Source organism: Pseudoalteromonas sp. LC2018020214, assembly GCF_016598755.1.
Taxonomy (GTDB): Bacteria; Pseudomonadota; Gammaproteobacteria; order Enterobacterales; family Alteromonadaceae; genus Pseudoalteromonas; species Pseudoalteromonas distincta.
The window spans coordinates 3,199,757-3,222,878 of sequence record NZ_CP066804.1 but is presented as its reverse complement, the minus strand read 5'-3'; the positions used below and the strand labels follow the sequence as shown (position 1 = coordinate 3,222,878).

22 protein-coding genes are annotated in these 23,122 nt (G+C 39.6%); 16 read left to right on the top strand and 6 right to left on the bottom strand.

Annotation, left to right across the window (positions count from 1 at the left end):
- The first annotated feature begins 10 nt into the window (after positions 1-10).
- The 3 genes from aceF to JG479_RS14320 all read left to right on the top strand — a co-directional run bounded on the left by aceF (position 11) and on the right by JG479_RS14320 (position 4,374).
- On the top strand, positions 11-1,927 hold the full coding sequence (gene aceF, locus JG479_RS14330) for a pyruvate dehydrogenase complex dihydrolipoyllysine-residue acetyltransferase (RefSeq protein WP_182737053.1): 1,917 nt from the start codon (positions 11-13) through the stop codon (positions 1,925-1,927).
- A gap of 205 nt (positions 1,928-2,132) precedes the next feature.
- Complete coding sequence (gene lpdA / locus JG479_RS14325; protein WP_002957761.1) at positions 2,133-3,557, top strand: dihydrolipoyl dehydrogenase; 1,425 nt, start codon at positions 2,133-2,135, stop codon at positions 3,555-3,557.
- 136 nt (positions 3,558-3,693) lie between these two features.
- Positions 3,694-4,374 (top strand): tRNA-uridine aminocarboxypropyltransferase, encoded by a 681-nt coding sequence (locus tag JG479_RS14320; RefSeq protein ID WP_200219546.1) that lies wholly within the window; start codon positions 3,694-3,696, stop codon positions 4,372-4,374.
- Positions 4,375-4,384: 10 nt separating this feature from the next.
- Here JG479_RS14320 and JG479_RS14315 read toward each other — a convergent pair whose 3' ends face one another.
- Together JG479_RS14315 and JG479_RS20200 are read right to left on the bottom strand one after the other, a co-directional pair.
- Positions 4,385-4,900: a hypothetical protein gene (locus tag JG479_RS14315; protein WP_200219545.1), complete on the bottom strand. Its 516-nt coding sequence runs from the start codon at positions 4,898-4,900 to the stop codon at positions 4,385-4,387.
- Positions 4,901-5,507: 607 nt separating this feature from the next.
- Positions 5,508-5,636: a hypothetical protein gene (locus JG479_RS20200; RefSeq protein ID WP_002957758.1), complete on the bottom strand. Its 129-nt coding sequence runs from the start codon at positions 5,634-5,636 to the stop codon at positions 5,508-5,510.
- A gap of 187 nt (positions 5,637-5,823) precedes the next feature.
- Here JG479_RS20200 and JG479_RS14310 point away from each other — a divergent pair, with 187 nt between their 5' ends.
- The 4 genes from JG479_RS14310 to JG479_RS14295 are packed head-to-tail and all read left to right on the top strand — an operon-like array spanning position 5,824 to position 10,457.
- On the top strand, positions 5,824-6,828 hold the full coding sequence (locus JG479_RS14310; protein WP_165744813.1) for a Fe(3+) ABC transporter substrate-binding protein: 1,005 nt from the start codon (positions 5,824-5,826) through the stop codon (positions 6,826-6,828).
- Complete coding sequence (locus JG479_RS14305; RefSeq protein WP_200219544.1) at positions 6,828-8,459, top strand: ABC transporter permease; 1,632 nt, start codon at positions 6,828-6,830, stop codon at positions 8,457-8,459. The genes JG479_RS14310 and JG479_RS14305 overlap by 1 nt, the downstream gene beginning before the upstream one ends.
- Positions 8,460-9,509: an ABC transporter ATP-binding protein gene (locus JG479_RS14300; RefSeq protein ID WP_024597753.1), complete on the top strand. Its 1,050-nt coding sequence runs from the start codon at positions 8,460-8,462 to the stop codon at positions 9,507-9,509.
- Positions 9,510-9,557: 48 nt separating this feature from the next.
- A complete protein-coding gene (locus JG479_RS14295) occupies positions 9,558-10,457 on the top strand; it encodes a Dyp-type peroxidase (RefSeq protein WP_200219543.1) in 900 nt (299 codons plus the stop codon).
- A gap of 7 nt (positions 10,458-10,464) precedes the next feature.
- Here JG479_RS14295 and argR read toward each other — a convergent pair whose 3' ends face one another.
- Positions 10,465-10,932: a transcriptional regulator ArgR gene (gene argR / locus JG479_RS14290; RefSeq protein ID WP_002957753.1), complete on the bottom strand. Its 468-nt coding sequence runs from the start codon at positions 10,930-10,932 to the stop codon at positions 10,465-10,467.
- Between the two features lie 225 nt (positions 10,933-11,157).
- Between argR and mdh the strand changes: the two genes are divergently transcribed.
- A complete protein-coding gene (mdh, locus tag JG479_RS14285) occupies positions 11,158-12,090 on the top strand; it encodes a malate dehydrogenase (RefSeq protein ID WP_002957751.1) in 933 nt (310 codons plus the stop codon).
- An 85-nt stretch (positions 12,091-12,175) separates the two neighbouring features.
- On the opposite strand, the gene ispB is transcribed toward mdh, so the two are convergent.
- Positions 12,176-13,147 carry an octaprenyl diphosphate synthase gene (gene ispB, locus JG479_RS14280; RefSeq protein WP_024596483.1) on the bottom strand — a complete coding sequence of 324 codons (972 nt, stop codon included), beginning with the start codon at positions 13,145-13,147 and terminating at the stop codon, positions 12,176-12,178.
- Between the two features lie 422 nt (positions 13,148-13,569).
- Between ispB and rplU the strand changes: the two genes are divergently transcribed.
- The 7 genes from rplU to JG479_RS14245 all read left to right on the top strand — a co-directional run bounded on the left by rplU (position 13,570) and on the right by JG479_RS14245 (position 18,245).
- On the top strand, positions 13,570-13,881 hold the full coding sequence (gene rplU / locus JG479_RS14275) for a 50S ribosomal protein L21 (protein WP_002957748.1): 312 nt from the start codon (positions 13,570-13,572) through the stop codon (positions 13,879-13,881).
- 16 nt (positions 13,882-13,897) lie between these two features.
- A complete protein-coding gene (gene rpmA / locus JG479_RS14270; protein ID WP_002957747.1) occupies positions 13,898-14,155 on the top strand; it encodes a 50S ribosomal protein L27 in 258 nt (85 codons plus the stop codon).
- A 138-nt stretch (positions 14,156-14,293) separates the two neighbouring features.
- Positions 14,294-15,451, top strand: a complete 1,158-nt coding sequence (gene cgtA / locus JG479_RS14265; RefSeq protein WP_002957746.1) for an Obg family GTPase CgtA — start codon at positions 14,294-14,296, stop codon at positions 15,449-15,451.
- A 73-nt stretch (positions 15,452-15,524) separates the two neighbouring features.
- A complete protein-coding gene (folA, locus tag JG479_RS14260) occupies positions 15,525-16,016 on the top strand; it encodes a type 3 dihydrofolate reductase (RefSeq protein ID WP_002957745.1) in 492 nt (163 codons plus the stop codon).
- A 78-nt stretch (positions 16,017-16,094) separates the two neighbouring features.
- Positions 16,095-16,472, top strand: a complete 378-nt coding sequence (locus JG479_RS14255) for a DUF3718 domain-containing protein (protein WP_002957744.1) — start codon at positions 16,095-16,097, stop codon at positions 16,470-16,472.
- Positions 16,473-16,756: 284 nt separating this feature from the next.
- Positions 16,757-17,641: a UTP--glucose-1-phosphate uridylyltransferase GalU gene (gene galU, locus JG479_RS14250; protein WP_024594811.1), complete on the top strand. Its 885-nt coding sequence runs from the start codon at positions 16,757-16,759 to the stop codon at positions 17,639-17,641.
- Between the two features lie 130 nt (positions 17,642-17,771).
- On the top strand, positions 17,772-18,245 hold the full coding sequence (locus JG479_RS14245) for a peroxiredoxin (protein WP_024594812.1): 474 nt from the start codon (positions 17,772-17,774) through the stop codon (positions 18,243-18,245).
- A gap of 105 nt (positions 18,246-18,350) precedes the next feature.
- On the opposite strand, the gene JG479_RS14240 is transcribed toward JG479_RS14245, so the two are convergent.
- A complete protein-coding gene (locus JG479_RS14240) occupies positions 18,351-20,477 on the bottom strand; it encodes a S8 family peptidase (RefSeq protein ID WP_200219542.1) in 2,127 nt (708 codons plus the stop codon).
- A gap of 328 nt (positions 20,478-20,805) precedes the next feature.
- Between JG479_RS14240 and JG479_RS14235 the strand changes: the two genes are divergently transcribed.
- Positions 20,806-21,990, top strand: coding sequence for an NAD(P)/FAD-dependent oxidoreductase (locus tag JG479_RS14235; protein ID WP_200219541.1), 1,185 nt, complete (start codon positions 20,806-20,808; stop codon positions 21,988-21,990).
- A 2-nt stretch (positions 21,991-21,992) separates the two neighbouring features.
- Here the strand turns inward: JG479_RS14235 and JG479_RS14230 are convergent, their stop codons facing one another.
- Complete coding sequence (locus tag JG479_RS14230) at positions 21,993-23,096, bottom strand: GGDEF domain-containing protein (RefSeq protein ID WP_197120794.1); 1,104 nt, start codon at positions 23,094-23,096, stop codon at positions 21,993-21,995.
- Positions 23,097-23,122 lie beyond the last annotated feature (26 nt).

Here is a 23,122-nt window from a genome sequence, read left to right as displayed (position 1 = left end):
GAGGTTTGCAATGAGTATTGAAATTAAAGTACCTGATATTGGTGACGACGAAGTAGAAGTAACCGAAATATTAGTAAGCGTTGGCGATAAAGTAGATGTTGACCAATCATTACTAAATGTTGAAGGCGACAAAGCATCAATGGAAATACCTGCTTCTCAAGCGGGGACTGTAAAAGAGATTAAAGTTAACGTTGGCGACACCGTTACAACAGGCTCTTTAGTATTTTTATTTGAAGGCGAGAGTGAAGGCACTGATGAGGAAAATACATCAGCCGCTGCTCCAGCTAAATCTGAAGAGGCAGCACCAGCTGCTTCTACAGGTTCTTCAATTAAAGAAGTAACCGTACCAGATATTGGCGATGATGAAGTTGAAGTAACTGAAATCATGGTTGCTGTTGGTGACACTGTTGAAGAAGAGCAATCTATCTTAAACGTGGAAGGCGACAAGGCAGCAATGGAAGTTCCAGCTCCATTTGCCGGTACAGTTAAAGAAATTAAAGTAGCCGCTGGCGACACAGTTAAAACAGGCTCGTTAGTGTTTGTTTTTGAAGTAGCAGGAAGTGAATCTGCAGCACCGGCTAAAGAGTCGGCTCCTGTAGAAGCGCCAGCTGATAGCTCAACAGCAAGTTCAGCACCAAGCACTAAAGAAGTTAATGTACCTGATATTGGTGGCGATGAAGTTGAAGTAACTGAAATTATGGTTGCCGTTGGCGACGAAGTTTCAGAAGATCAATCAATCTTAAACGTTGAAGGCGACAAAGCTGCAATGGAAGTACCAGCTCCATTTGCAGGTACAGTTAAAGAAATTAAAGTAGCCGCTGGCGATAAAGTATCGACTGGTTCATTAATTTTTGTATTTGAAGTTGCAGGCAGTGCGCCAGCGGCATCTGCACCAGCTGAAAAATCAGCACCTGCAGCAGCGGCTAAAACTGAGTCAGCACCGGCTCAAGCAGCACCTGCAAAAGCAAGTAATGAAAGCTTCACAGAAAACAGCGCGTATGCTCATGCATCACCCGTTGTTCGCCGTTTAGCGCGTGAGTTTGGTATTAACCTAGCTAACGTTAAAGGCACTGGTCGCAAAGCCCGTATAGTTAAAGAAGACGTGCAAAACTACGTTAAAAACCTAGTTAAGCAAGTTGAATCTGGTCAATTATCTGCAGGCAGTAGCGCAGGTGGTAGTGAGCTTGGTCTTATTCCATGGCCTAAAGTAGATTTTGCTAAATTTGGCGAAATTGAAGAGAAAAAACTGTCTCGCATTCAAAAGCTATCAGGTAAAAACTTACACCGTAACTGGGTACAAATCCCACATGTTACACAGTTTGATGAAGCTGATATCACAAGTCTTGAAGTATTCCGTAAAGAGCAAAATGCACTTAGCGAGAAGAAAAAGCTTGGCGTTAAAATCACACCACTTGTGTTTGTGATGAAAGCAGCGGCTAAAGCACTTGCAGACTTCCCAACATTTAACTCTTCACTGTCTAGCGACGGCGAAAGTTTAATTCTTAAGAAGTACATTAACATTGGTGTTGCTGTTGATACGCCAAATGGTTTAGTAGTGCCAGTGTTTAAAGATGTTGATAAAAAAGGCATTATTGAATTATCACGTGAACTAATGGAAGTATCTGTTAAAGCACGTGACGGTAAGCTTACATCGTCTGATATGCAAGGCGGCTGTTTTACTATCTCTAGCCTTGGCGGTATCGGCGGTACGGCATTTACGCCGATTGTTAATGCGCCAGAAGTTGCTATTTTAGGTGTATCTAAATCTGAAATGAAACCTAAATGGAATGGCAAAGAGTTTGAACCAAAACTAATGGTTCCGCTGTCTATGTCATACGACCATAGGGTTATTGACGGAGCATTAGCTGCACGCTTTACTGTGACTCTTGCAAGTTACATGAGCGATATTCGCCAGTTGGTGATGTAACCAGTTTAGTAAAATTGGTATACGCAATAAAATAAATAGAATCAAATCCCAGCCAGTTGTTTTTAGCTGGGATTTTTACCATTTGCAATGATACAATCTTTGTACGAATTGCATCACTTTGTGCGCTGCTCACTCTTTCTGCCTTGCAGAAACATGGCAGTTAAATTTTAGGGCAGTGTCCCGTTCAAACAATTAAGGTAAAAGCATGAGCAACGAATTAAAAACTCAAGTTGTTGTACTAGGCGGTGGTCCTGGTGGTTATTCTGCGGCTTTCCGTGCTGCTGACTTGGGCTTAGAAGTTACATTAGTAGAATCTCGCGAAACATTAGGTGGCGTATGTCTTAATGTTGGTTGTATTCCTTCTAAAGCACTTTTACACGTAGCTAAAGTGATTGATGACGCAGCAGAAATGTCATCTCACGGTGTTACTTTTGGCGCACCAAAAATCGATCTTGACCAAGTTCGTACTTGGAAAGATTCTGTAGTTGGCCAGTTAACTGGTGGACTAGAAGGCATGGCCAAAATGCGTAAAGTGAAAGTTGTATCTGGATACGGCAAATTCACTGGCAGCAATACTTTAGTAGTTGAAGGCGCAGACGGCGCTACAACTATCACGTTTGATAACGCGATTATTGCAGCAGGTTCTAAACCAGTTAACTTACCTTTCATCCCAGAAGATGACCGTGTAATTGATTCAACTGGTGCATTAGAACTTAAAGACGTACCAGAAAAACTACTTGTACTTGGTGGTGGTATTATCGGTCTTGAAATGGGTACGGTTTACCGTGCGCTAGGTTCTGCAATTGATGTTGTAGAATTTGCTGATCAATTAGTACCAGCCGCTGATAAAGACATTATCAAAATTTACCAAAAATATGTAAGCAAAAAATTCAACGTAATGCTTTCAACTAAAGTTGTTGGTGTTGAAGCTAAAGAAGACGGCTTATACGTAACGTTTGAAGGTAAAAACGCACCAGCAGAACCAGTACGTTACGACAAAGTACTTGTTGCAGTTGGCCGTACTCCAAACGGTAACTTACTTGATGCTGAAAAAGCGGGCGTAAACGTTGATGAGCGTGGCTTTATTAATGTTGATAAGCAATTACGTACTAACGTAAGCCACATTTTTGCAATTGGTGACTTAGTTGGCCAGCCTATGCTTGCACATAAAGCGGTTCATGAAGGTCATGTTGCTGCAGAAGTTATTTCTGGTCAGAAGCATTTCTTCGACCCTAAATGTATTCCTTCAATTGCGTACACAGACCCAGAAATCGCTTGGGTAGGTGTTACTGAGAAAGAAGCAAAAGAGCAAGGCTTAAAAGTTGAAACTGCGGTATTCCCGTGGGCAGCATCTGGTCGTGCAATTGCATCTGCTCGTACTGAAGGTTCTACTAAACTTATCTTTGATAAAGAAAGTGGCCGTATAATCGGTGGTGCTATGATCGGTATTAACGCGGGCGAAATGCTTGGCGAAATCGGTTTAGGTATTGAAATGGGTGCTGATGGTGAAGACTTAGCGCTTACAATTCATGCTCACCCAACATTGAACGAATCAATCGGCCTTGCAGCTGAAATTTTTGAAGGTTCAATCACTGATTTACCAAACAAAAAAGCAGCTAAAAAGAAGTAATTTAACTTTTTAGTATTTGCTTGAAAAACCCAACTTCGGTTGGGTTTTTTTATGTCTATTTTTAACTTAGATAAATATAAGATTAAATAACAAGAAGTCGTTACAATGCGCGCTTAATTAATTGAAGGTAAATACAGTGAAAAACTCAGTTCTAGCATTACGCGCTCAACAAATAAGTGAATCTCGTCGAGAGTTTAATGCTCGAGGCGGTAAATTAGATCGCTGTGAACAATGCCTGATTGCTAAGCACTACTGTATTTGTAAAGGTGTTGAGCATGCAGATTGTAAGGCCGCTGTATGCTTACTGATGTATCATAATGAAAGCTTTAAACCTTCTAATACAGGGCGTTTAATTGCTGAAATAGTGCCAGATAACCACGCATTTAGATGGGATAGAACAGATCCTAACCTCGCTCTTTTAGCTTTAATAAATGATTCGCAGTATCAGCCTATGGTCGTCTTTCCTGCTGAAGATGTAGAAGAGGGCAGAGCCATTACAGAAGTGACTATTGAATCAGGTAAAAAGCCGCTATTTATATTCTTAGATGGTACGTGGCGCGAAGCTAAAAAAATGATTCGCAAAAGCCCTTATTTAGATAACTTGCCTGTACTTTCTGTTACTGCTGATAAACTATCTGATTACCGATTACGTGTAGCCCCTCATGCACATCAACTAGGCACTGCTGAAGTGGCTATTATGGTATTAGCACTTGCGGGCGAAATGGATGCATCGACAAAATTAGAGCAGCATTTTATTAAGTTTCGTGATGCGTATTTATTGGGTAAGCGCAACAAGGGCCGACCGCTAGAAGATTAATTTTACGAAGTTAAGCAAATGCTTGCTGATTTTTTAAGTGAGCAAGTGCTTTATTTTGAATAGCTCTGAAGCCTTCTTCAGATGTTAATTGTAAAACAGTATTATACAATTGACTTATACTATTATGCACTTGAATAAACGAGATGCAGTCTTCACCAATCATTTCTTTTGCTTCTTCAACTCGTTTTAAAAAGTAGCAGCTAATGTCTATTTTGCCATTAAATTGAGTCGTTGCAATTGCGTTTGCTATTCTATTAAGTTGATAGCTAAACTCATCAGGTCGAGCACCTTCACCCCACTTGCTAATACGAATGTCGCGTTCTAACTTAATAATTTCCTTAAGTATATTTTTAAACTCACTCATTGGCATATTTAAAAAGTTATAACCTTTGGGGTTAAATAAAGCTTTATACGGATTTTCGTTGGGGGTTTGGCCACTAAATACACCAATTGGTTTTGCTGTACTTGCGTCTGATACTTTACATAAAAAGGCATTACTTTGAGATGTTTTAAAATTCATATCCATTGAGTATTTATGATCCTTGCGTTATTTAGTTATCGGCGCAATTAATAAAAAACTTAGCGAAATTTAAAATATTAATAAAGTATTTTAAGGTCTTAGCATTGATTGGCAGGGATGCGATATATTACTCAGTAAAAATTAGTGATAGTTGCTCAGAGCTTTACTCAACCCAAATTTTAGACAAAGAAAAGCGCGCTCTATCTCTAGGCGCGCTTGCGGAATCTTCTAATTTTCTGCATCCTGCAATTGAACTTAATCAACTCCAATTTTCACTAATCCATGTTTATTACTATATTACTTTTTAGTTCTATGTAATGTAGACCATCCGGGCCTGTATCCTTTAATTCCTAAACATCCTGTAGGGTAAATTAATTACACTTCCTAGTGTATCCTTGTTTTAACCAATCCCTTGTGTTGCCTTAAAGGCCTGTCCATTTATTCCTTCAACATCCTGTTGAACAACTTAGCCTTGTTGTTATCCTTTTCGCATCTTCCTGACGCTGTCCTTTTTACAACATTGCGTTGTGATACTCATCCTGAGCCTGTCCTAAAATCCGTGTTGTCCTGATAACCTAATCATTGGTTGGTTGAGTAAGTAGTCCATTTCCTTTTACTCAATAAGCGTCATTGCTTGGTTGATGCGTAAATTATAGTGCAATAGAGCAACTAAAATAGAGATAAAACTACATTCAATTAGTGTTTTTGCAATAGTAATAAAAATAAATTTAATATAATTCATAGGCTTAACTGTTTTCAGGTTGTTTTTTATCTTGTTTTTTACTCATTAGCTGTCACATCCGTAAGAGATCTCTTACACCGTATTTCCTTTTTGGGCGTTATTTACATATTTACATTTATTTAAAGTGTGCACTTTTAGAATGAGCACGGTAGAATTCGTTGATAATAACAGTTATTTAGGTGGAATAATGAAGAAAGTATTTGCACTTGTTTTAGGGGTAGTTGCATCGGCACCAGTCTTTGCAAACGATGTTGTTAACATCTACTCTTTTCGTCAACCGTTTTTAATTCAGCCAATTTTAGAAGACTTTACAAAGCAAACAGGCATAAAAACCAATGTTGTTTTTGCTAAAAAAGGGCTAATTGAGCGTGTTAAACGCGAAGGCAAGCACAGTAAAGCTGATTTAGTATTAACCTCTAACTTTAGCGCGCTTATTCAATTAGAAGATTTAAAATTAACACAAACTATAAAAAGTGACAGTGTAAATAATAATGTTCCAGCCGCCTTTCGTGACGGTGATGGCCAATGGGTTGCGCTTACTAAGCGAGTGCGTAATGTATATTCATCAAAAGAGCGAGTTGGTGAGTTACCTAAGCTCACTTATGAAGATTTAGCAGACTCTAAATACAAAGGGCAAATTTGTACGCGCTCTGGCAAACATCCATATAATTTAGGTTTAGTGGCTTCTATGATTGCACACCATGGTGAAGCGCAAACTAAAGAGTGGCTTGAAGGTGTTAAGGCTAATTTAGCACGCAAACCTCAAGGTAACGATCGTGCTCAAGTTAAAGCTGTTAAAGAAGGTTTATGTAACTTGGCATTAGGTAATAGTTACTACCTTGGCAAAATGCTAGAAGATAAAGAACAAAAAGGTTGGGCAGAGGCCGTAAATATTAACTTTCCGAATCAAGTTAATCGTGGCTCACATATAAATGTATCGGGTGCGGTTATTACCAAATACGCTAAAAACCCTGAAAATGCATTAAAGCTCATAGAATATATGACCGACAGCAAAGCACAAAACATGTATGCCTCATTAAATATGGAGTATCCAGTTAAGTCGGGTGTTGAATTATCAAGTTTGGTTGCCTCTTGGGGTAGCTTTAAAGAAGACAGCTTGCCACTTGATGAGATTAGTAAATATCGTCCGTTAGCACTTAAGCTAATTGATGAGGTGAAGTTCGATCTTTAATGACTAATAAATTTAAGCTGTCTAAATGGCAGCTCTTTGCGTGGTCGACTGGCTTAATACTATCGGCCCCGTTGTTTTTTCTTCTTTTTGAATCTCTACAAGGTAGCTCTGAGGTGTTTTCTCACCTGTGGGATACCGTGCTTTGGGATTACATAACCAATACCGTATTGTTAATTTTAGGTGTTTGCGTCCTGAGCTGCGCCATAGCTTTGCCGCTTGGGTGGCTAACGGCTTACTGTAGTTTCCCGGGTAAAAAACAGTTTGAATGGGCACTTATGCTGCCCCTTGCTATGCCTACCTATATTATTGCCTATGTATACACTGATTTGTTAGATTATGCGGGCCCGGTGCAAATAGCACTGAGAGAATGGTTTGGCTGGCAATCGCCTAGCGACTATTGGTTTTTTGATATACGTACACTACCCGGCGCCATCGTTATGATTGCCTTGGTGCTTTACCCGTATTTATTTTTAATTTTTAAAACGGCCCTTCGCGAGCAGTCATTCAAATTAGTACAAGCTAGTCAGTTAATGGGGTTATCTCCTTGGCAAAGCTTTTTTAAAGTCAGCTTAGTGCTCTCTCGTGGGGCAATTGTGGCGGCTCTTGCACTTATTAGTATGGAAACCATGGCCGACTTTGCAACAGTGAGTTATTTTGCCGTGAGTACATTAACGACTGCCGTATACGATACGTGGTTTGGTTATTACTCACTTACAGCGGCCGCTAAAATATCGGGTGTGATGTTACTGCTGTTATTTTTAGCATTAATGGCAGAGCGTTTTAGTCGCCGAAACCAAGCGGTATTTGAGCGCCAATCAAGTGTAAATAGTGAATCGCTCTATGTATTAAAAGGAAAGTCTGCTTGGCTCGCAACGGCATTCTGTAGCTTTATTTTACTTATCGCTTTTGTAATTCCTATTGCAGTACTTATAAATTACGCCATTACCTACTTTGATAAAGCATGGGATGTAGAGTTTTTTAGTTACGCTTGGCAAAGTTTAAAAGTGGCAGGGGTTGTAAGTGTTATAACCATTACATTGAGTGTTTTTGTGGTTTTTTATCAGCGTGTGGCAAAGCAAACGTATCCGCTTATTCCTGGGCGTTTAGCAAGCACAGGCTATGCGCTACCAGGAACTGTACTCGCTATTGCGGTTTTGTTACCTCTTACATTGTTAGAGAACACCATTAACACAGCGCTCGAGCCGTATAATTTAGATATTGGCTTACTGCTTACAGGTAGCATTCTTACTATTATTATTGCTTATATTGTTAGGTTTTACGCCATTGCACACGGAGCAATTGAGTCGAGTTTTTTACGTATTAGTCCATCACTTGATATGGCAAGCCAATCAATGGGTAAAAGCCAAGGGCAAACGCTGCGTTTAGTGCATCTACCTTTACTGCGAAGAGGGTTACTCACTGCAGCCCTATTGGTATTTATTGAATGTATGAAAGAGTTGCCAGCTGCGCTATTGCTCAGACCGTTTAATTTTGAAAGCTTAGCTACTCATGTATTTCAGTATGTGAGTGATGAGCAATTAGAGCTTGCTTCAATATCTGCATTATTTATTGTTATTGTTGGATTTATTCCTTTGTATTTTATTAATCGTTCTATGGAGCAGCGTAGTTAAATGAGTAGTTTAATTTTACAAGGCGTGAGCTACCACTATAACGGCACAAAGGTTATTCACGATTTAGATTTAACAGTGGGTAAAGACGAAATTGTTTGCCTACTCGGGGCGAGTGGATGCGGAAAAACAACCACATTAAAGGCGATTGCAGGTTTAATTGAAGCCAAGCAAGGGTCTATTTTTATAGACGGTAAATTAGTGAGTGATGAGCAATCGTTTGTCTCACCCGAGCATCGTAACATCGGCATGATGTTTCAAGATTATGCGTTGTTTCCTCATTTAACGGTGGCAAATAATATCGCATTTGGGCTTGGTAATATGAGCAAAGCTCAAAAGCAGCAACGCGTTGATGAAATGCTTAAGCTTGTGCATTTAATTGGCTGTGCTGACAGGTTTCCACATCAGTTATCGGGTGGCCAACAGCAACGCGTCGCTATCGCTCGTGCATTAGCTTATAAACCTAGTTTATTACTCCTTGATGAGCCTTTTTCAAACATCGACACACAAGTACGCTTTGAATTAATTGCCGATATACGTCGAATTATTAAGGCAACTCAAGTATCTGCTGTGTTTGTTACACACTCAAAAGAAGAGGCGTTTGCGTTTTCAGATACACTTGCCATTATGCATCGCGGTAAAATTGAGCAACAAGGCACGCCTGAGCAGCTTTTTGCATCTCCATGTTCAAAGGAGGTTGCAGAGTTTCTGGGTCAGGGCATATACTTAAGCGCAGAAGTGTTAACCGCAACTGAATATAAAACACCATTTGGTTTAGTCGAATCTTATGTTGAGAGTAAGCATAATGTAAGTGCAGGGCTTATATATGTGCGCCCTCATCAAATAGAATTAGTGGCAGATAACCAAAGTGACAAATTCAGCAAGCGAGCTACAATCATAAGTCGTCGCTTTATTGGTTCGGCGTATGTTTATTCGCTTGTTATTGATGAACAAGAAATTGAAGTTGCTGCACAATATGGCCAGTCATTTGAAAATAATGATCAGGTTATAATAAAAATAAAACCTCACACGGTGAATTTTTTCGAATCGTAATTAATTTGTTATTCGCTGTGTTTTTATCTGTAAAACTAAGGAATAACAATGGCGCAAGCGCAATCAGGGATTTGTGCTGAAGCAAACTTACACGGTTTGCACTTATTTTTTAATGTGTTTGATGGTCAAGATGAATCACTTCGCGCAAAGTTAAAACAAGTAAGCGCTATTGAAGAAGAATTTAGCGATCAATTTTCAGAATCAATGCTCTCTTGTATGGTTGCTATTGGTGCGCAATATTGGCCGCATATCCTCCCTGAATACATCCCAAGCGAATTACAGAGCTTTCCCAATATAAACCATAGCGATCATCAAATGAGCGTACAACCGTGCGATTTATTTGTGCAAATTCGCTCTGACCGCGAAGACGTTAACCATTTATTTGCGCTGCAAATTTTAAAATTATTTGCCCCCGATGTAGAGCTGGTGGAGCAAATTCGTAATTTTCGTTTTTTAGATGGTCGTGATTTTAACGGTTTTATTTATGGTGGCGACACCGCACATGGAAGAAAAAAGCGCGCTACGGCTTTAATCAGCAACCCTGGTAGCTTTGAAGATCAGGGGAGTTATATTCATGTACAGCGTTATAAGCATGACTTAACTATGTGGCAGCACTTATCATTGAGTGAGCAAGAGCAAATAATGGGACGTACGCGTCTTGATAACACGCTAATTACCCCAGCGATCGAAACCAGCCATGCTTCGCGAAGTGAGCTAAAAGACGAACACGGACAACCGCTACTATTAAATCAAAGCATGCCTTATGGCGACGTGTATGAGCAGGGAATGTTATCAATTACATGCGCTTGTACGGGCACCGCATTTGAAAAAGTACTTAATAGTCGTTTAGGGGAAGGGGATTGCTACGACCACTGGCTTGATTTTACTCAAGCCGATATGGGCTCTGCTTTCTTTGCACCTTCAATAGGGTTTTTAAAACAAATTTAATTTGCTATTAAACCGTATCAAATAAAATGCGAACGCGTTCAAGTGTTACATCTATTTCAGATATTTTAGCAGGAGCGATAAAAATAGTGTCATCGCCGGCAATAGTTCCTAGTACGCCATCTGCTTTACCTAATGAATCTAATAAACGTGCAATAAGCTGAGCAGCACCTGGGCTGGTACGAATGATGATCATCATTTCGTTGTGCATAATGTCGATTACTAATTGGCGTAATGGGCTTTTAGCCGTAGGTACACCCATTTCAGCAGGTAAGCAGTAAACCATTTCTTGTTTGGCATTACGTGTGCGTACAGCGCCAAATTTACTTAACATGCGTGATACTTTACTTTGGCTTATATTGTCAAAACCTTGATCTTTTAACGCATCAACTATTTCGCCTTGAGAGCCAAAATTTTCTTCTTTTAATAGTGATTTAAATGCTTTTACCAGTGCTTCTTGTTTATCTTGTGGTTGCATAGTCTTTATTCGTTTTTGTTATTTATGCCGCAAATTCTACACAAAAATGAATAATTATGCAGCAGTTGTTTAGTTAACTTGCCAGTTTGATGCGTTAAATCACATAAGTTTACGACTATGGTCGAAAATATACTTGAAATAGACAGGATAAATTTGTTTTTAGTCGCTAATTTCATTATCTTAAGAGCCACAAATGTTTCCTACCTCAAATTACGGAGAATTCCAATGAAAGTTGCTGTATTAGGTGCTGCAGGCGGTATCGGCCAAGCGTTGTCTTTATTATTAAAAACAGGCTTACCAGCTGGCTCTGAATTATCACTTTATGATGTTGCACCAGTAGTACCAGGTGTTGCGGTTGACCTTTCTCACATCCCAACAGATGTTAAAGTTGCAGGCTTTGGCGCAGACGATTTAAATAAAGCGCTTGAAGGTTCTGACATCGTTCTTATCCCAGCGGGTATGCCACGTAAACCAGGTATGGATCGTGCTGATTTATTCAATGTAAATGCTGGCATCATCAAAACTTTAGCAGAAGGCATTGTTGCCAGCTGCCCTAAAGCGTTAGTAGGTATTATTACTAACCCAGTAAATGGCACAGTTCCAATTGTTGCTGAAGTATTCAAAAAAGCAGGTACTTACGACGCTAAACGCGTATTCGGTATTACTACGCTTGACGTTATTCGTTCAGAAGCATTTGTTGCTGAACTTAAAGGCGTAGACGTAGCAACTGTAAAAGTACCAGTAATTGGTGGTCACTCAGGCACAACGATTCTGCCTCTACTTTCTCAAGTTGAAGGTGTTTCTTTCACTGATGAAGAAGTTGCTGCACTTACTCCACGTATCCAAAATGCGGGTACTGAAGTTGTAAATGCTAAAGCAGGCGGTGGTTCAGCTACGCTATCTATGGGTGCTGCTGCAGCTCGTTTTTGTATGTCTTTAGTTAAAGGCCTACAAGGTGAAGAAGTTGTAGATTACGCTTACGTTGCTGTTGAAAATGGCGATGCAGAGTACTTTGCACATCCAGTACGTTTAGGTAAAAACGGCGTAGAAGAAATTCTTTCTTACGGCGAACTAAGCGCATTTGAAACAAAAGCAAAAAATGACATGCTTGAAACTCTGAAAAAAGACATCAAAGAAGGTGTTGATTTCATGGCGTAATAGCCGGTTTAAGCAACAAAAAAGCCTGCATTTGCAGGCTTTTTTATTGCTCAGAATTAATGTCACACTGTGTAACTAGTTAAAACTAGTGGTCGCGGTCAACCGCAATACGGGCAAGGCTTATAAGTGCTTGCTTATAGTCAGACTCAGCTAAAAAGTCTAAACAGGCAATGGCTTTTTCGGCCTCAAGCTCTGCTTTTTGCATTGTAAACTCAAGCGCATTAGTTTGTTTTAGTGCAGTTAAAATTTCTTCTAAATGCTCCATACCATTACTGTGCTCTATTGCATCACGAATGAGCTGCGTTTGCTGCTCGCTACCATGTTGCATAGCATAAATAAGCGGAAGGGTTGGTTTGCCTTCAGCTAAATCATCGCCAATGTTTTTACCTAGCTGCTCAGCATCTGCATTGTAATCGAGTACGTCATCTACTAGTTGAAACGCAGTACCTAAATGCATGCCGTATAGGTTTAGTGCATCAAGTGTCGCTTGGTCTTGCTCTGTGATAATGGCAGCAAGGCCTGTAGCTGCTTCAAATAATTTAGCTGTTTTAGAGTAAATAACCTGCATATAGCTGGCTTCAGTCGTATCTGGGTCATTGCAGTTCATCAGCTGCAATACTTCACCTTCAGCAATAATGTTTGTTGCATCGGCAAGTACTTGCATAATCTGCATTTTTCCAAGGCCAACCATAAGCTGAAATGAGCGAGTGTAAATAAAGTCACCAACCAATACGCTAGCAGCATTACCAAATTCAGCATTTGCTGTAGGCGTGCCACGTCGTAAGTTTGATTCATCTACAACATCATCATGCAATAGCGTTGCTGTATGGATAAACTCAACAATTGTTGCAAGTGTTATGTGATCTTTACCCTGATAACCGAGCGCTTTTGCTGCTAAAATAGCCAGCATTGGACGAACGCGTTTGCCGCCACTGCTAACTATATATAAACCAAGCTGATTAACTAACGCCACATCTGAGCGCATTTGCGCATGTATAAGTTGATTGACGTCATTCATATCGCTTTCGATTAACGCCTGGATAGCTTTTATATCCATTGATCTCCGAGCCAATTTTTATGTGTGAACGGCGCAGATTGTACAACAAAAAATGCACTAGCTCGATATTTTGTGACGATTGATTGAAAAAACACTATTAAAGTACTTAATTTAGACTGAATTAGCCAAGATAACTGATTAATTGATAATCAATATACAGTTTATGGTGTGCTTAGATATTGAGCTGTGAGGGTCATATTTGAGTACATTAATTTATTTCGGTTAAGAGTTAAAAAGCGCTTGGCAAAAGGGCCAATTAATATAAAATGGGGTAAATATTGAATTGCTCTCAAAGCAGCTACTTTTTATTCATTTTAATTACAAAATAGGCTTGCTAGTTATTTCGCGTTAGCGTAAACTTCGCGCCCTATCGAAGAATATTTTAGTTGCGCCGATTTGAGGGTGCACAGACGGAGTTAATTATGTACGCGGTTTTCCAAAGTGGTGGTAAACAGCATCGTGTGACTGAAGGTCAAACGATTCGTCTTGAAAAATTAGACGTTGAAACTGGTGCGGCAGTAGAATTTGATTCAGTACTTTTAGTTGCTGATGGTGAGAAAATCGAGATCGGTGTACCGTTCGTAAACGGTGGCAAGATAACAGCTGAGGTTGTTTCACATGGTCGCGGTGAGAAGATTAAGGTTGTTAAATTTAGACGCCGTAAGCATTCTCGTAAGCAAATGGGCCATCGTCAATGGTTCACTGAAGTTAAAATCACTAGCATTAGCGCTTAATTAGAGGTACTTAGAAATGGCACATAAAAAAGCAGCTGGTAGTACTCGTAACGGTCGCGATTCAGAAAGCAAACGCCTAGGTGTTAAGCGTTTTGGTGGCGAATCAGTTCTAGCGGGTAGCATCATTGTTCGTCAGCGTGGAACTCGTTTCCACCCTGGTACTAACGTAGGTATCGGTAAAGACCACACTATCTTCGCAAAAGCAGATGGTAAAGTTCAGTTTGAACAAAAAGGTCCTTTAAACCGTAAATACGTAACTATCGTAACTGAGTAATCAGTAAGGTAGTTAAAAACCCCGCCTTTGCGGGGTTTTTTGTTTTGTAGTCAACCAATATATACCCAAGCCTGCATTTGTGCTGGCTTGGGTATATAATAGAGTTATTAAACAAGCCAATCCCTAAAGTGAGTAATCATGAAGTTTGTAGATGAAGTAGAAATTCGCGCAGAAGCTGGAGACGGTGGCAGCGGCATCGTGTCTTTCCGTCGTGAAAAATATGTTCCAGATGGTGGACCAGACGGCGGTGACGGTGGAGACGGTGGTAGTGTTTATCTACAAGCTGATGAAAACTTAAATACCTTAATTGATTATCAGTTTGAGCGCTTCCATAGAGCTGAACGTGGTACTAACGGTCGTAGCCGTAACTGTACAGGCCGAAAAGCTGATGACTTATTTGTTATGGTGCCTGTAGGCACGCGCATCATGGATGTTGATACCCAAGAGGGGCTTGGCGATTTAACGCAACATGGTCAACGAATTTTGGTTGCAAAAGGTGGTTTCCACGGCTTGGGGAATGCGCGTTTTAAATCAAGTACTAACCGAGCACCTCGTCAAAAAACATTAGGCACACCAGGTGAAGTACGTAACTTAAAATTAGAGTTACTATTATTAGCTGATGTTGGCTTACTTGGATTGCCAAATGCCGGTAAATCTACGTTTATCCGCAGTGTATCTGCAGCAAGACCAAAAGTAGCTGATTACCCATTCACGACGCTTATTCCTAATTTAGGTGTGGTACGTCCTGAAGCAAATAAATCATTTGTTATAGCCGATATTCCGGGTCTAATTGAAGGTGCATCTGATGGCGCAGGCCTAGGTATTCGCTTTTTGAAACATTTAGAGCGTTGTCGTGTGTTATTACACATCATTGATGTAATGCCGGTAGATGGTTCAAACCCTGTTGATAATGCGTTTTCGATTATTAACGAGCTGCACCAATACAGCCCTAAATTAGCTGAGAAGCCACGCTGGTTAGTATTTAATAAAATAGATTTATTACCAGAGGATGAAGCAAAAGCGTTATGCGAATCGATTGCAGAAGAGCTGGGCGAAACTGAAAATATCTATCACATTTCAGCAATTAATAAACTTAACACTCAACCATTAATCCACAACATAATGACACTACTTGATAGCATGCCTAAAGAGAAGTTTGTACAAGTGGAAGATGAAGAAGTTGAGTTTAAGTGGGATACCTATCATGAAAAAGCCACTAAAGGTAAGGGAAATGATGATGATTGGGATGACTGGGATGAAGATGATTACGACGTAGAAGTTGTCTACGAGCGTTAATTAAATAGAATTTACTAAAAAGGAGCTTATGCTCCTTTTTCTTTGTTTAAGAATAAAGTACTAGGTTTTTATTATGATAATTTCAATGATTGCAGCAATGGCAAATAACCGTGTAATTGGTCTAGATAATAAAATGCCATGGCATTTACCTGCAGATCTTCAGCATTTTAAAAAGGTCACTACGGGTAAGCCTGTGATCATGGGTCGTAAAACTTTTGAGTCTATAGGCCGTCCATTACCTGGGCGCCGTAATATTATTATTACTCGAAACAGCGAATATACTGCACAGGGTATTGAAGTAGTAACTACGCCAGATGCCGCATTAGAACTCGTTACTACTGCTGAAGAAGTAATGATTATTGGTGGTGGTAATATCTATGAGCAATTTTTACCAAAAGCAGAACGCCTGTATCTAACTTTTATTGATTTAGATGTAAAAGGCGATACACAGTTTCCAGATTACAATAAAGTTGCTAATTGGTACGTGAAAGAAGAGCAAGAAAACCATCCGGATGACAAGAATTTATCTAGTTATAAATTCGTAACTTTATATAAAGAACGTTAACATTATTGCGTAAATTTTGATAGATTGATATAATATTCGATAGTCTATATAAGAACAAAGTATTATAAAGGGTTTGTCATGTTTAAATTACCAAAGCTAGTTGCACTTACTGCCGTTGTAGCTGTTAGTTCGTTTTCGTATACAGCACCTGTAAATGCTGAAGATCAATTAGCAGTATCTATTTGTGAATATATTGCGGCAGACGATAAAAACCGATTACGCAGCAAGCTTAAAAGCTCTCGTGTAAAAATTCGTAATATTTATGATGCAGTACAATGTAATGGTAATAACTTATTACGTCATGCTGTTGCTAGTAATGCAGTAGATACTGGTGAGTATATAGTTAAAAACTTATCAAAAAGTGCGTTAACAGATGGTGCTGATATTGCTTGGGCTGAAGGTAATTTTGCCAGCTCACCACTTATTGCAGTAATTAAAGATCGTGCAGGTCTTTAATTATAAAAAGGTTTTGCAACTCTACCTTTAGTTAGAAATTTATTGGTCTGGGTTTGTTATTTATAGCAAACCCAGGCTTTTTTCGTTTAGCTAATGTAATCTCACCCCACAACAAAATCATTAATAAGTTCACTATTTACCTATCTATTTTATATTCCTAAAGTGTAGAGTCTTCACTTTAAAAGCAGCTTCAAATTTACTTCTTCAAAAGAGGTAACTTTATTCAGCTGGTATCTATTTTGTATCTGCTAGTTTATTTACAAACTTAATCACTAAGGACAGATATGAAAGCTGTAATTCCAGTAGCTGGCTTAGGGACGAGAATGCTCCCTATGACAAAAGCTATCCCAAAAGAAATGCTCCCAATAGTCGATAAGCCTCTAATTCAATATATTGTCAGCGAATGTGTGTCCGCTGGTATTAAAGATATTGTATTAGTTACGCATAGCTCTAAAAATGCAATCGAAAACCACTTTGATACAAGTTATGAATTAGAAGCGACTCTTGAGAAGCGTGTTAAACGAGCTTTATTAGATGAAATTCGCTCTATTTGTCCAAATGATGTAACTATTATGAGTGTACGCCAAGGTGAAGCTAAAGGGCTAGGGCATGCTATTTTATGCGCAAAACCAATAGTTGGTGATAACAACTTTGTTGTGCTCCTGCCTGATGTGATACTTGATGCCTATACTGCGGACCAAGAAACTGAAAACTTAGCGGCCATGATTAAACGCTTTAAAGAAACTCAAGCAAGCCAAATAATGCTTGAGCCGGTAGCTAAAGAAGACGTTAGTAAATATGGTATTGCTGATATAAACGGTGTTGAGTTAATGCCAGGTAAAAGTGCTGCAATTAAAGCAATGGTTGAAAAACCTGATGCAGATTTAGCGCCTTCTAATCTAGCTGTTGTAGGGCGATATGTACTGAGTAAGAATATTTGGCCTCTACTTGCAAAAACGTCTGTAGGTGCTGGCGGTGAAATACAACTTACAGATTCTATTGACGCATTAATGGCACAAGAAACCGTTGAAGCATTTCATATGAGTGGTCGCTCTCACGATTGTGGAGATAAGTTAGGCTACTTAAAAGCAATTGTTGAGTACAGTCTGCGAGATGAAAAGCTAGGTAATGATTTTTCAAGTTTTATAAATGATTTGAATTTACCTTAATACAGCGCGTATTCTTCGTTCTATGGTAGGCTGTTTTGAGCTACTAAGTTAGCCGTACTTTTTATACATAGTAGTAGGCTACGTAGTACGATTGTTACTTATTCTGTATTAATCTTTTCAAGGAATTACCATGATTGAGCAAGGCCAAGAATTACCAGCAGTGACGTTAACGCAATTAACTGACGACGGTATGCAATCTCTTACAAATAAAGAATTGTTTGAAGGTAAAAAAGTCGTGTTATTTGCAGTACCTGGTGCGTTTACACCAACGTGTTCAAATGCCCATTTACCTGAATTTATTACCCTTGCTGATAAAATTAAAGCAAAAGGTGTTGATGCTATTTACTGTGTATCCGTTAATGATGCATTTGTTATGAAAGCATGGGGTGACTCACAAAACGCGCAAGAAATTACAATGCTTGGGGATGGCGATGGAAGTTTCACTAAATCGTTAGGGCTTGATAAAGATACTGCTAGTTTTGGTGGTATACGTTCAACGCGTTACGCTATGATTATTGAAAATGCGCTAGTAACAGGTTTATTTGTAGAACAAGACAAAGAGTTTGTTGTAAGCCGCGCAGAATCAGTACTAGAGAAGCTATAACAGTAATAAAGTGTAGATTTTAGCTTTAACTAATCTGCTAGTTATTATTGAAAAACCGATGTTGGCAACAACATCGGTTTTTTTATTAAAGGCCCAAACTTTAAATTACGGTTGGTATTGCCCGCTAAGCGTTAAACCAGAGAAAGTGCTATAAGCGTTAACGCTTAAGTGCCAAGTACCTGCTTGTGGATTAGTAAATGTACATGTTTCTGCATTGCCATTTTTATAAGGGCGGCAATCGTATGAGCTTGCTGTTGGTTGGCTACCGTATTTTACAAATAAATCAGCATCGCCACTGCCACCCGATGTTGTTACTGTAAACGTACTCATTCCAGCTGGTACATCTAACGTGTAAAGTTTCCACTGCCCAGTATTGGCTGACACATCGCTTATAGTGCCGCCGCCTGCTTGTGGAGTACCTGAACCGCCACCCGATGATGAACCACCAGTAATATTACCTACCAAGCTAACAGCTGAATACGCAGAGTAGCCGTTAAGCATTACGTGGTAAGTTCCCGCAGTAGGGTTATCAATAGAACACTCTTCGCTATTACCGCCTTTATATGGACGACAATCATAGGTAGTAGTTGTAGGTTTACTGCCTGCACGTACGTATAAATCAGCATCGCCAGTACCACCACTCATAGTGAATGTTACGTTAGTTGCACCGCTTGGTACTGTCATCGTGTAAAATGCTTGTGCATTTGCAGCCCCACTTAAACCTGTTTTAGCTTCACCATTAATAAGCTCGCTATCGCCACCTGTAGGTGGAGTAGTGCCGCCACTTGCTGCTGCAACAGCTGCGGCAGCATCAACAATACCCGTACCACAGCTAGTACATGTTGCAGGGAACGAACGGGTAGTTGATTTTAAAATACTTTCTATTTCGTCAGGCGTTGCATCTGGTTTTGCTTGCTTAATAAGTGCCGCAACACCTGCTACGTGAGGCGCAGCCATTGATGTACCTTGTGAAAAGCCATAGCTGTCGCTTGAAGGTGTAGACGAACCTGAATTGTATGTTGATAGAACGCCTTCAGAGTCGTTTGCAAAGCTTTGTGCGCCGCCTGGTGCTGCAACATCAATATTGCTACCGTAGTTTGAGTAATAAGCTCTGCCGCCATTACGGCCCACTGAGGCTACATTTACTACACCGTTACAGTTACCTGGGTTGTAGTTTGCTGAGTTATCGTTATCGTTACCTGCAGCAATAACTACCACAGTGCCGTTACTACGTGCTGTGTTAATTGCATTTTGAGTTGTAGAGCTACATGAACCGCTGCCACCTAAACTCATATTAATTACATCAGCAGGGTTTGAGTTAGCAGGAATACCTGAAACACTTCCACCAGATGCCCAAATAATACCATCTGCAATATCTGAGGTTAAACCACCACACTTACCGAGTACACGAACAGGCACTACTTTTGCGTTATAAGCTACGCCTGCAACACCTTCACCGTTATTGGTTACCGCAGCAACTGTGCCGGCTACGTGCGTGCCATGCCAGCTAGAGTTTTGTGCACCGTTAGTGCCACATTCATTCGCAGCAACTGCATCACCAGGATCGCGTGCATCGCTATCGCGACCACCACCGTCATTAGCTACCGAAAGGTTAGAGATCATATCGTAACCCGGTAAAATATTAGCGTTTAAATCAGCATGAGGGCGGTAGCCCGTATCTAGTACAGCTACAACTACACCGCTACCCGTTGCGGTATCCCATGCGGTCGGCAAGTTTAAACCACCGGCTTGCTCGTAGTAGTGCCATTGGTCATCAAAACGTGGATCGTTAGGAGTTGAAAACGGCTTTAACATTTGATCCACTTCAATGTATTCCACATTGCCAGAATCAACCATTTCTTGCATAAACTCTTGGGCCTCAGCCGCACTTAATTTTTTATCAGCACGCATTACGTGATGATTATTAAGTGCCATTGCACGAACGTATTTTGCTTTTACTTTACCTTTTTTAAAAGCGAAGTTTTTAACAAAGCTTTGTGCGCGCTTTTTCATGCTAGCTGGGCTTGCGTCTGCAGTTGAGAGGCTCGCCATTTCGTTATTATTTTTATATTTAATAATGAACTGAGTTTCGAAACCGCCTTGGCTTTGTAGTTTAGCCGATGTTTCGGCCATTGAACTTGAAACTGATTGAGCCATGCCAGATGTTGCAGCAAAAAGCGTACTAACTGTAATTGCAATTGCGCATCTTTTAAAAGTTTTACTTGTTGTCATAATTATCCCTAGATTTTTATTTATTATTTCGTGATGTAAGATCACGATGCGGGAACAAAAGTAAACGATCTGTTAACTAGGTTAAAATATCAATTTATTATGTACCTCTTTCATTTAGTTATAACTCAGGTTTTTAGCAGTTTACTCGTTGTTTAGTATTTGTCATATAAATTAAAAATAAGTATAAAGGGTTGGTTTGTTGTGCGGGTAATTATTTCCGACTTATTACTGATGCGTTTTTGTTGTGTTATTGCTAATAATTTAAATGCTACGTTGTTAGCTATCAAACTTTGCTATAATCGGAAAAATTTTTTAGTAGGGTAAAATAATGAGTCAAGTAGATGTAATTGTGATAGGTGCGGGAGCAGCAGGGTTAATGTGTGCAGCGCAAGCTGGATACCGTGGCCGAAGCGTTACAGTACTTGATATGGGGAAAAAACCAGGTCGTAAAATTTTAATAAGTGGTGGTGGGCGTTGCAATTTTACAAATGAAAACGCAACCCCTGATAACTACTTATGCGCAAATGCTCATTTTGTTAAATCATGTTTAAGTCGCTATACACAGCATGACTTTATTGAGCTGGTAGACAGACATGGCTTGGCATATCATCATAAAACACTAGGTCAGCTTTTTTGCGATAACAATGCACAAGACATTGTTGATATTTTACTGACCGAATGTGAGTGGGCCGGGGTAAATATAAAACTACGCAGTGAAGTGATCAGCGTATCAAAAACCGAAACCGGCTATAGCGTTACCACAGAGCAAGAAACCTTAAGGTGTGAGTCGTTAGTTATAGCATCAGGTGGCTTAACTATGCCAAAACTAGGGGCTACACCAATAGGTTATAAAATTGCAGAGCAGTTTGGCTTAAGCGTGTTACCAACTATGGCTGCACTTGTGCCGTTTACTTTGCATCAGCATGATAAAGAGCGTTTTGAAGGGCTCTCGGGAATTAGCATTCCTTGTGAAGTTTCAAGCGAAGACGGCACCGTATTTAAAGAAAACATCCTCTTTACTCACCGAGGGTTATCGGGCCCTGCAATCTTGCAAATAAGCTCATTTTGGCGAGCAGGGCAGGCTGTAACTATAAACCTATTACCTGAAATTGATTTAAGGCAGCAACTTGCTGATTGGCGAGAAACGCAAGCCCAAAAGTCCTTAAAAAATAGCCTTGCGACTATTTTACCTAAACGCTTTATAGAAATACTGCACGAAAGCAAAGCGATACCAGATTGTAATATTAATCAGCTTACCCATGCTCAAATAGATGAGCTGGTAAATTATATTCATGCGTGGCAAATTAAACCCAATGGCACAGAAGGTTATAGAACAGCAGAAGTAACATTGGGTGGTGTAGATACCGACGAGTTGAGCTCAAAAACCTTTGAAGCTAAAAAAGCTAAAGGCCTATACTTTATAGGCGAAGTAACTGACGTAACAGGTTGGCTTGGAGGCTACAACTTCCAATATGCGTGGAGCTGTGGATTTGCTTGTGGGCAGTACGCTTAAGTTTAGGCTATAAACCCATTTAAGTAAGTTGATTGAGCGATAACGGTTGAATCGTTATCGCTAACACATACTTTATTGCGTCCATTATTTTTAGCCTTATATAGCGCTGTATCAGCCCGCTCCAGTAGTTTTAGCACTGTATCGTCTTTTTGTATCGTTGCTAATCCAATACTTATAGTAAATGCTACATTTGTAACTGTGTTTTCGGCAATATACTTTCTCAGGTCATCGGCTTTTTTAGCGCTATCATTTAAAGAGGTGTTGGATAAAATAATAGTGAATTCTTCTCCACCCCATCGCGCAATAAGTGCGTTATTTCCCATACTGCTTTTTAATATTTTTGCAAATTCAGTTAGCACGTTATCACCAACCAAATGCCCGTAGGTATCGTTTATATTTTTGAAGTGGTCTATATCGCAAATAAGTAAGCAATGTGGGGTTTTAAAAACGTCATTTTTAGCAATTAACTGTGATAATTCAAAATCAAATTTTTGCCTGTTATAAAGTCCCGTTAACTTATCGGTTTCTGCTAAGTGTTGAATTTCTAAGTTACGGATAGATAATCTAGTGTATGCCGAAAACCGTGTTTTTTCGTAAAACCTAAAAATTAAAATATGAGCAAGGCTTACCTCTATAAGATTAAATAAAGAGCCTAAGCCAATTGTTACAGTTTGCTGTTGTTGTAAATACACAAGATACGCACAAATAGCAAAAGCGACTGTACTAAATAGGCTTCCCCAGTTTCTTCCAACTAAAAAAAAGCTAAAAGGCGGGATCAACGTTGCCCAAAATAAAGAATGCGCATGTCCGCCTACAGAAATCACAAACATCATTATTAAGCTAACAACCATAAGGGCAACGGCCCATGCTGCTGCATTTACGTTGGCTGTTTTATTAAACCAAGTATAGATACCTAGTGATATAGTCAACCCTAAGGCATCAATTAAAGCAATGTCATAGCTTTCAAAGTAGAAAAGGTTGAGGAGTGTTAAAACTAAAAAATAACTCGTAGTTATTAGTAAAGAGTGGGCTATTAAACGAGTACGCCAAAAGTCTTTATGATCTTTAGGGTATTGCGGAAACTCCTTATACCAAAAACCTAGCATACCAAATAATCCTTGAGTCCATTAAT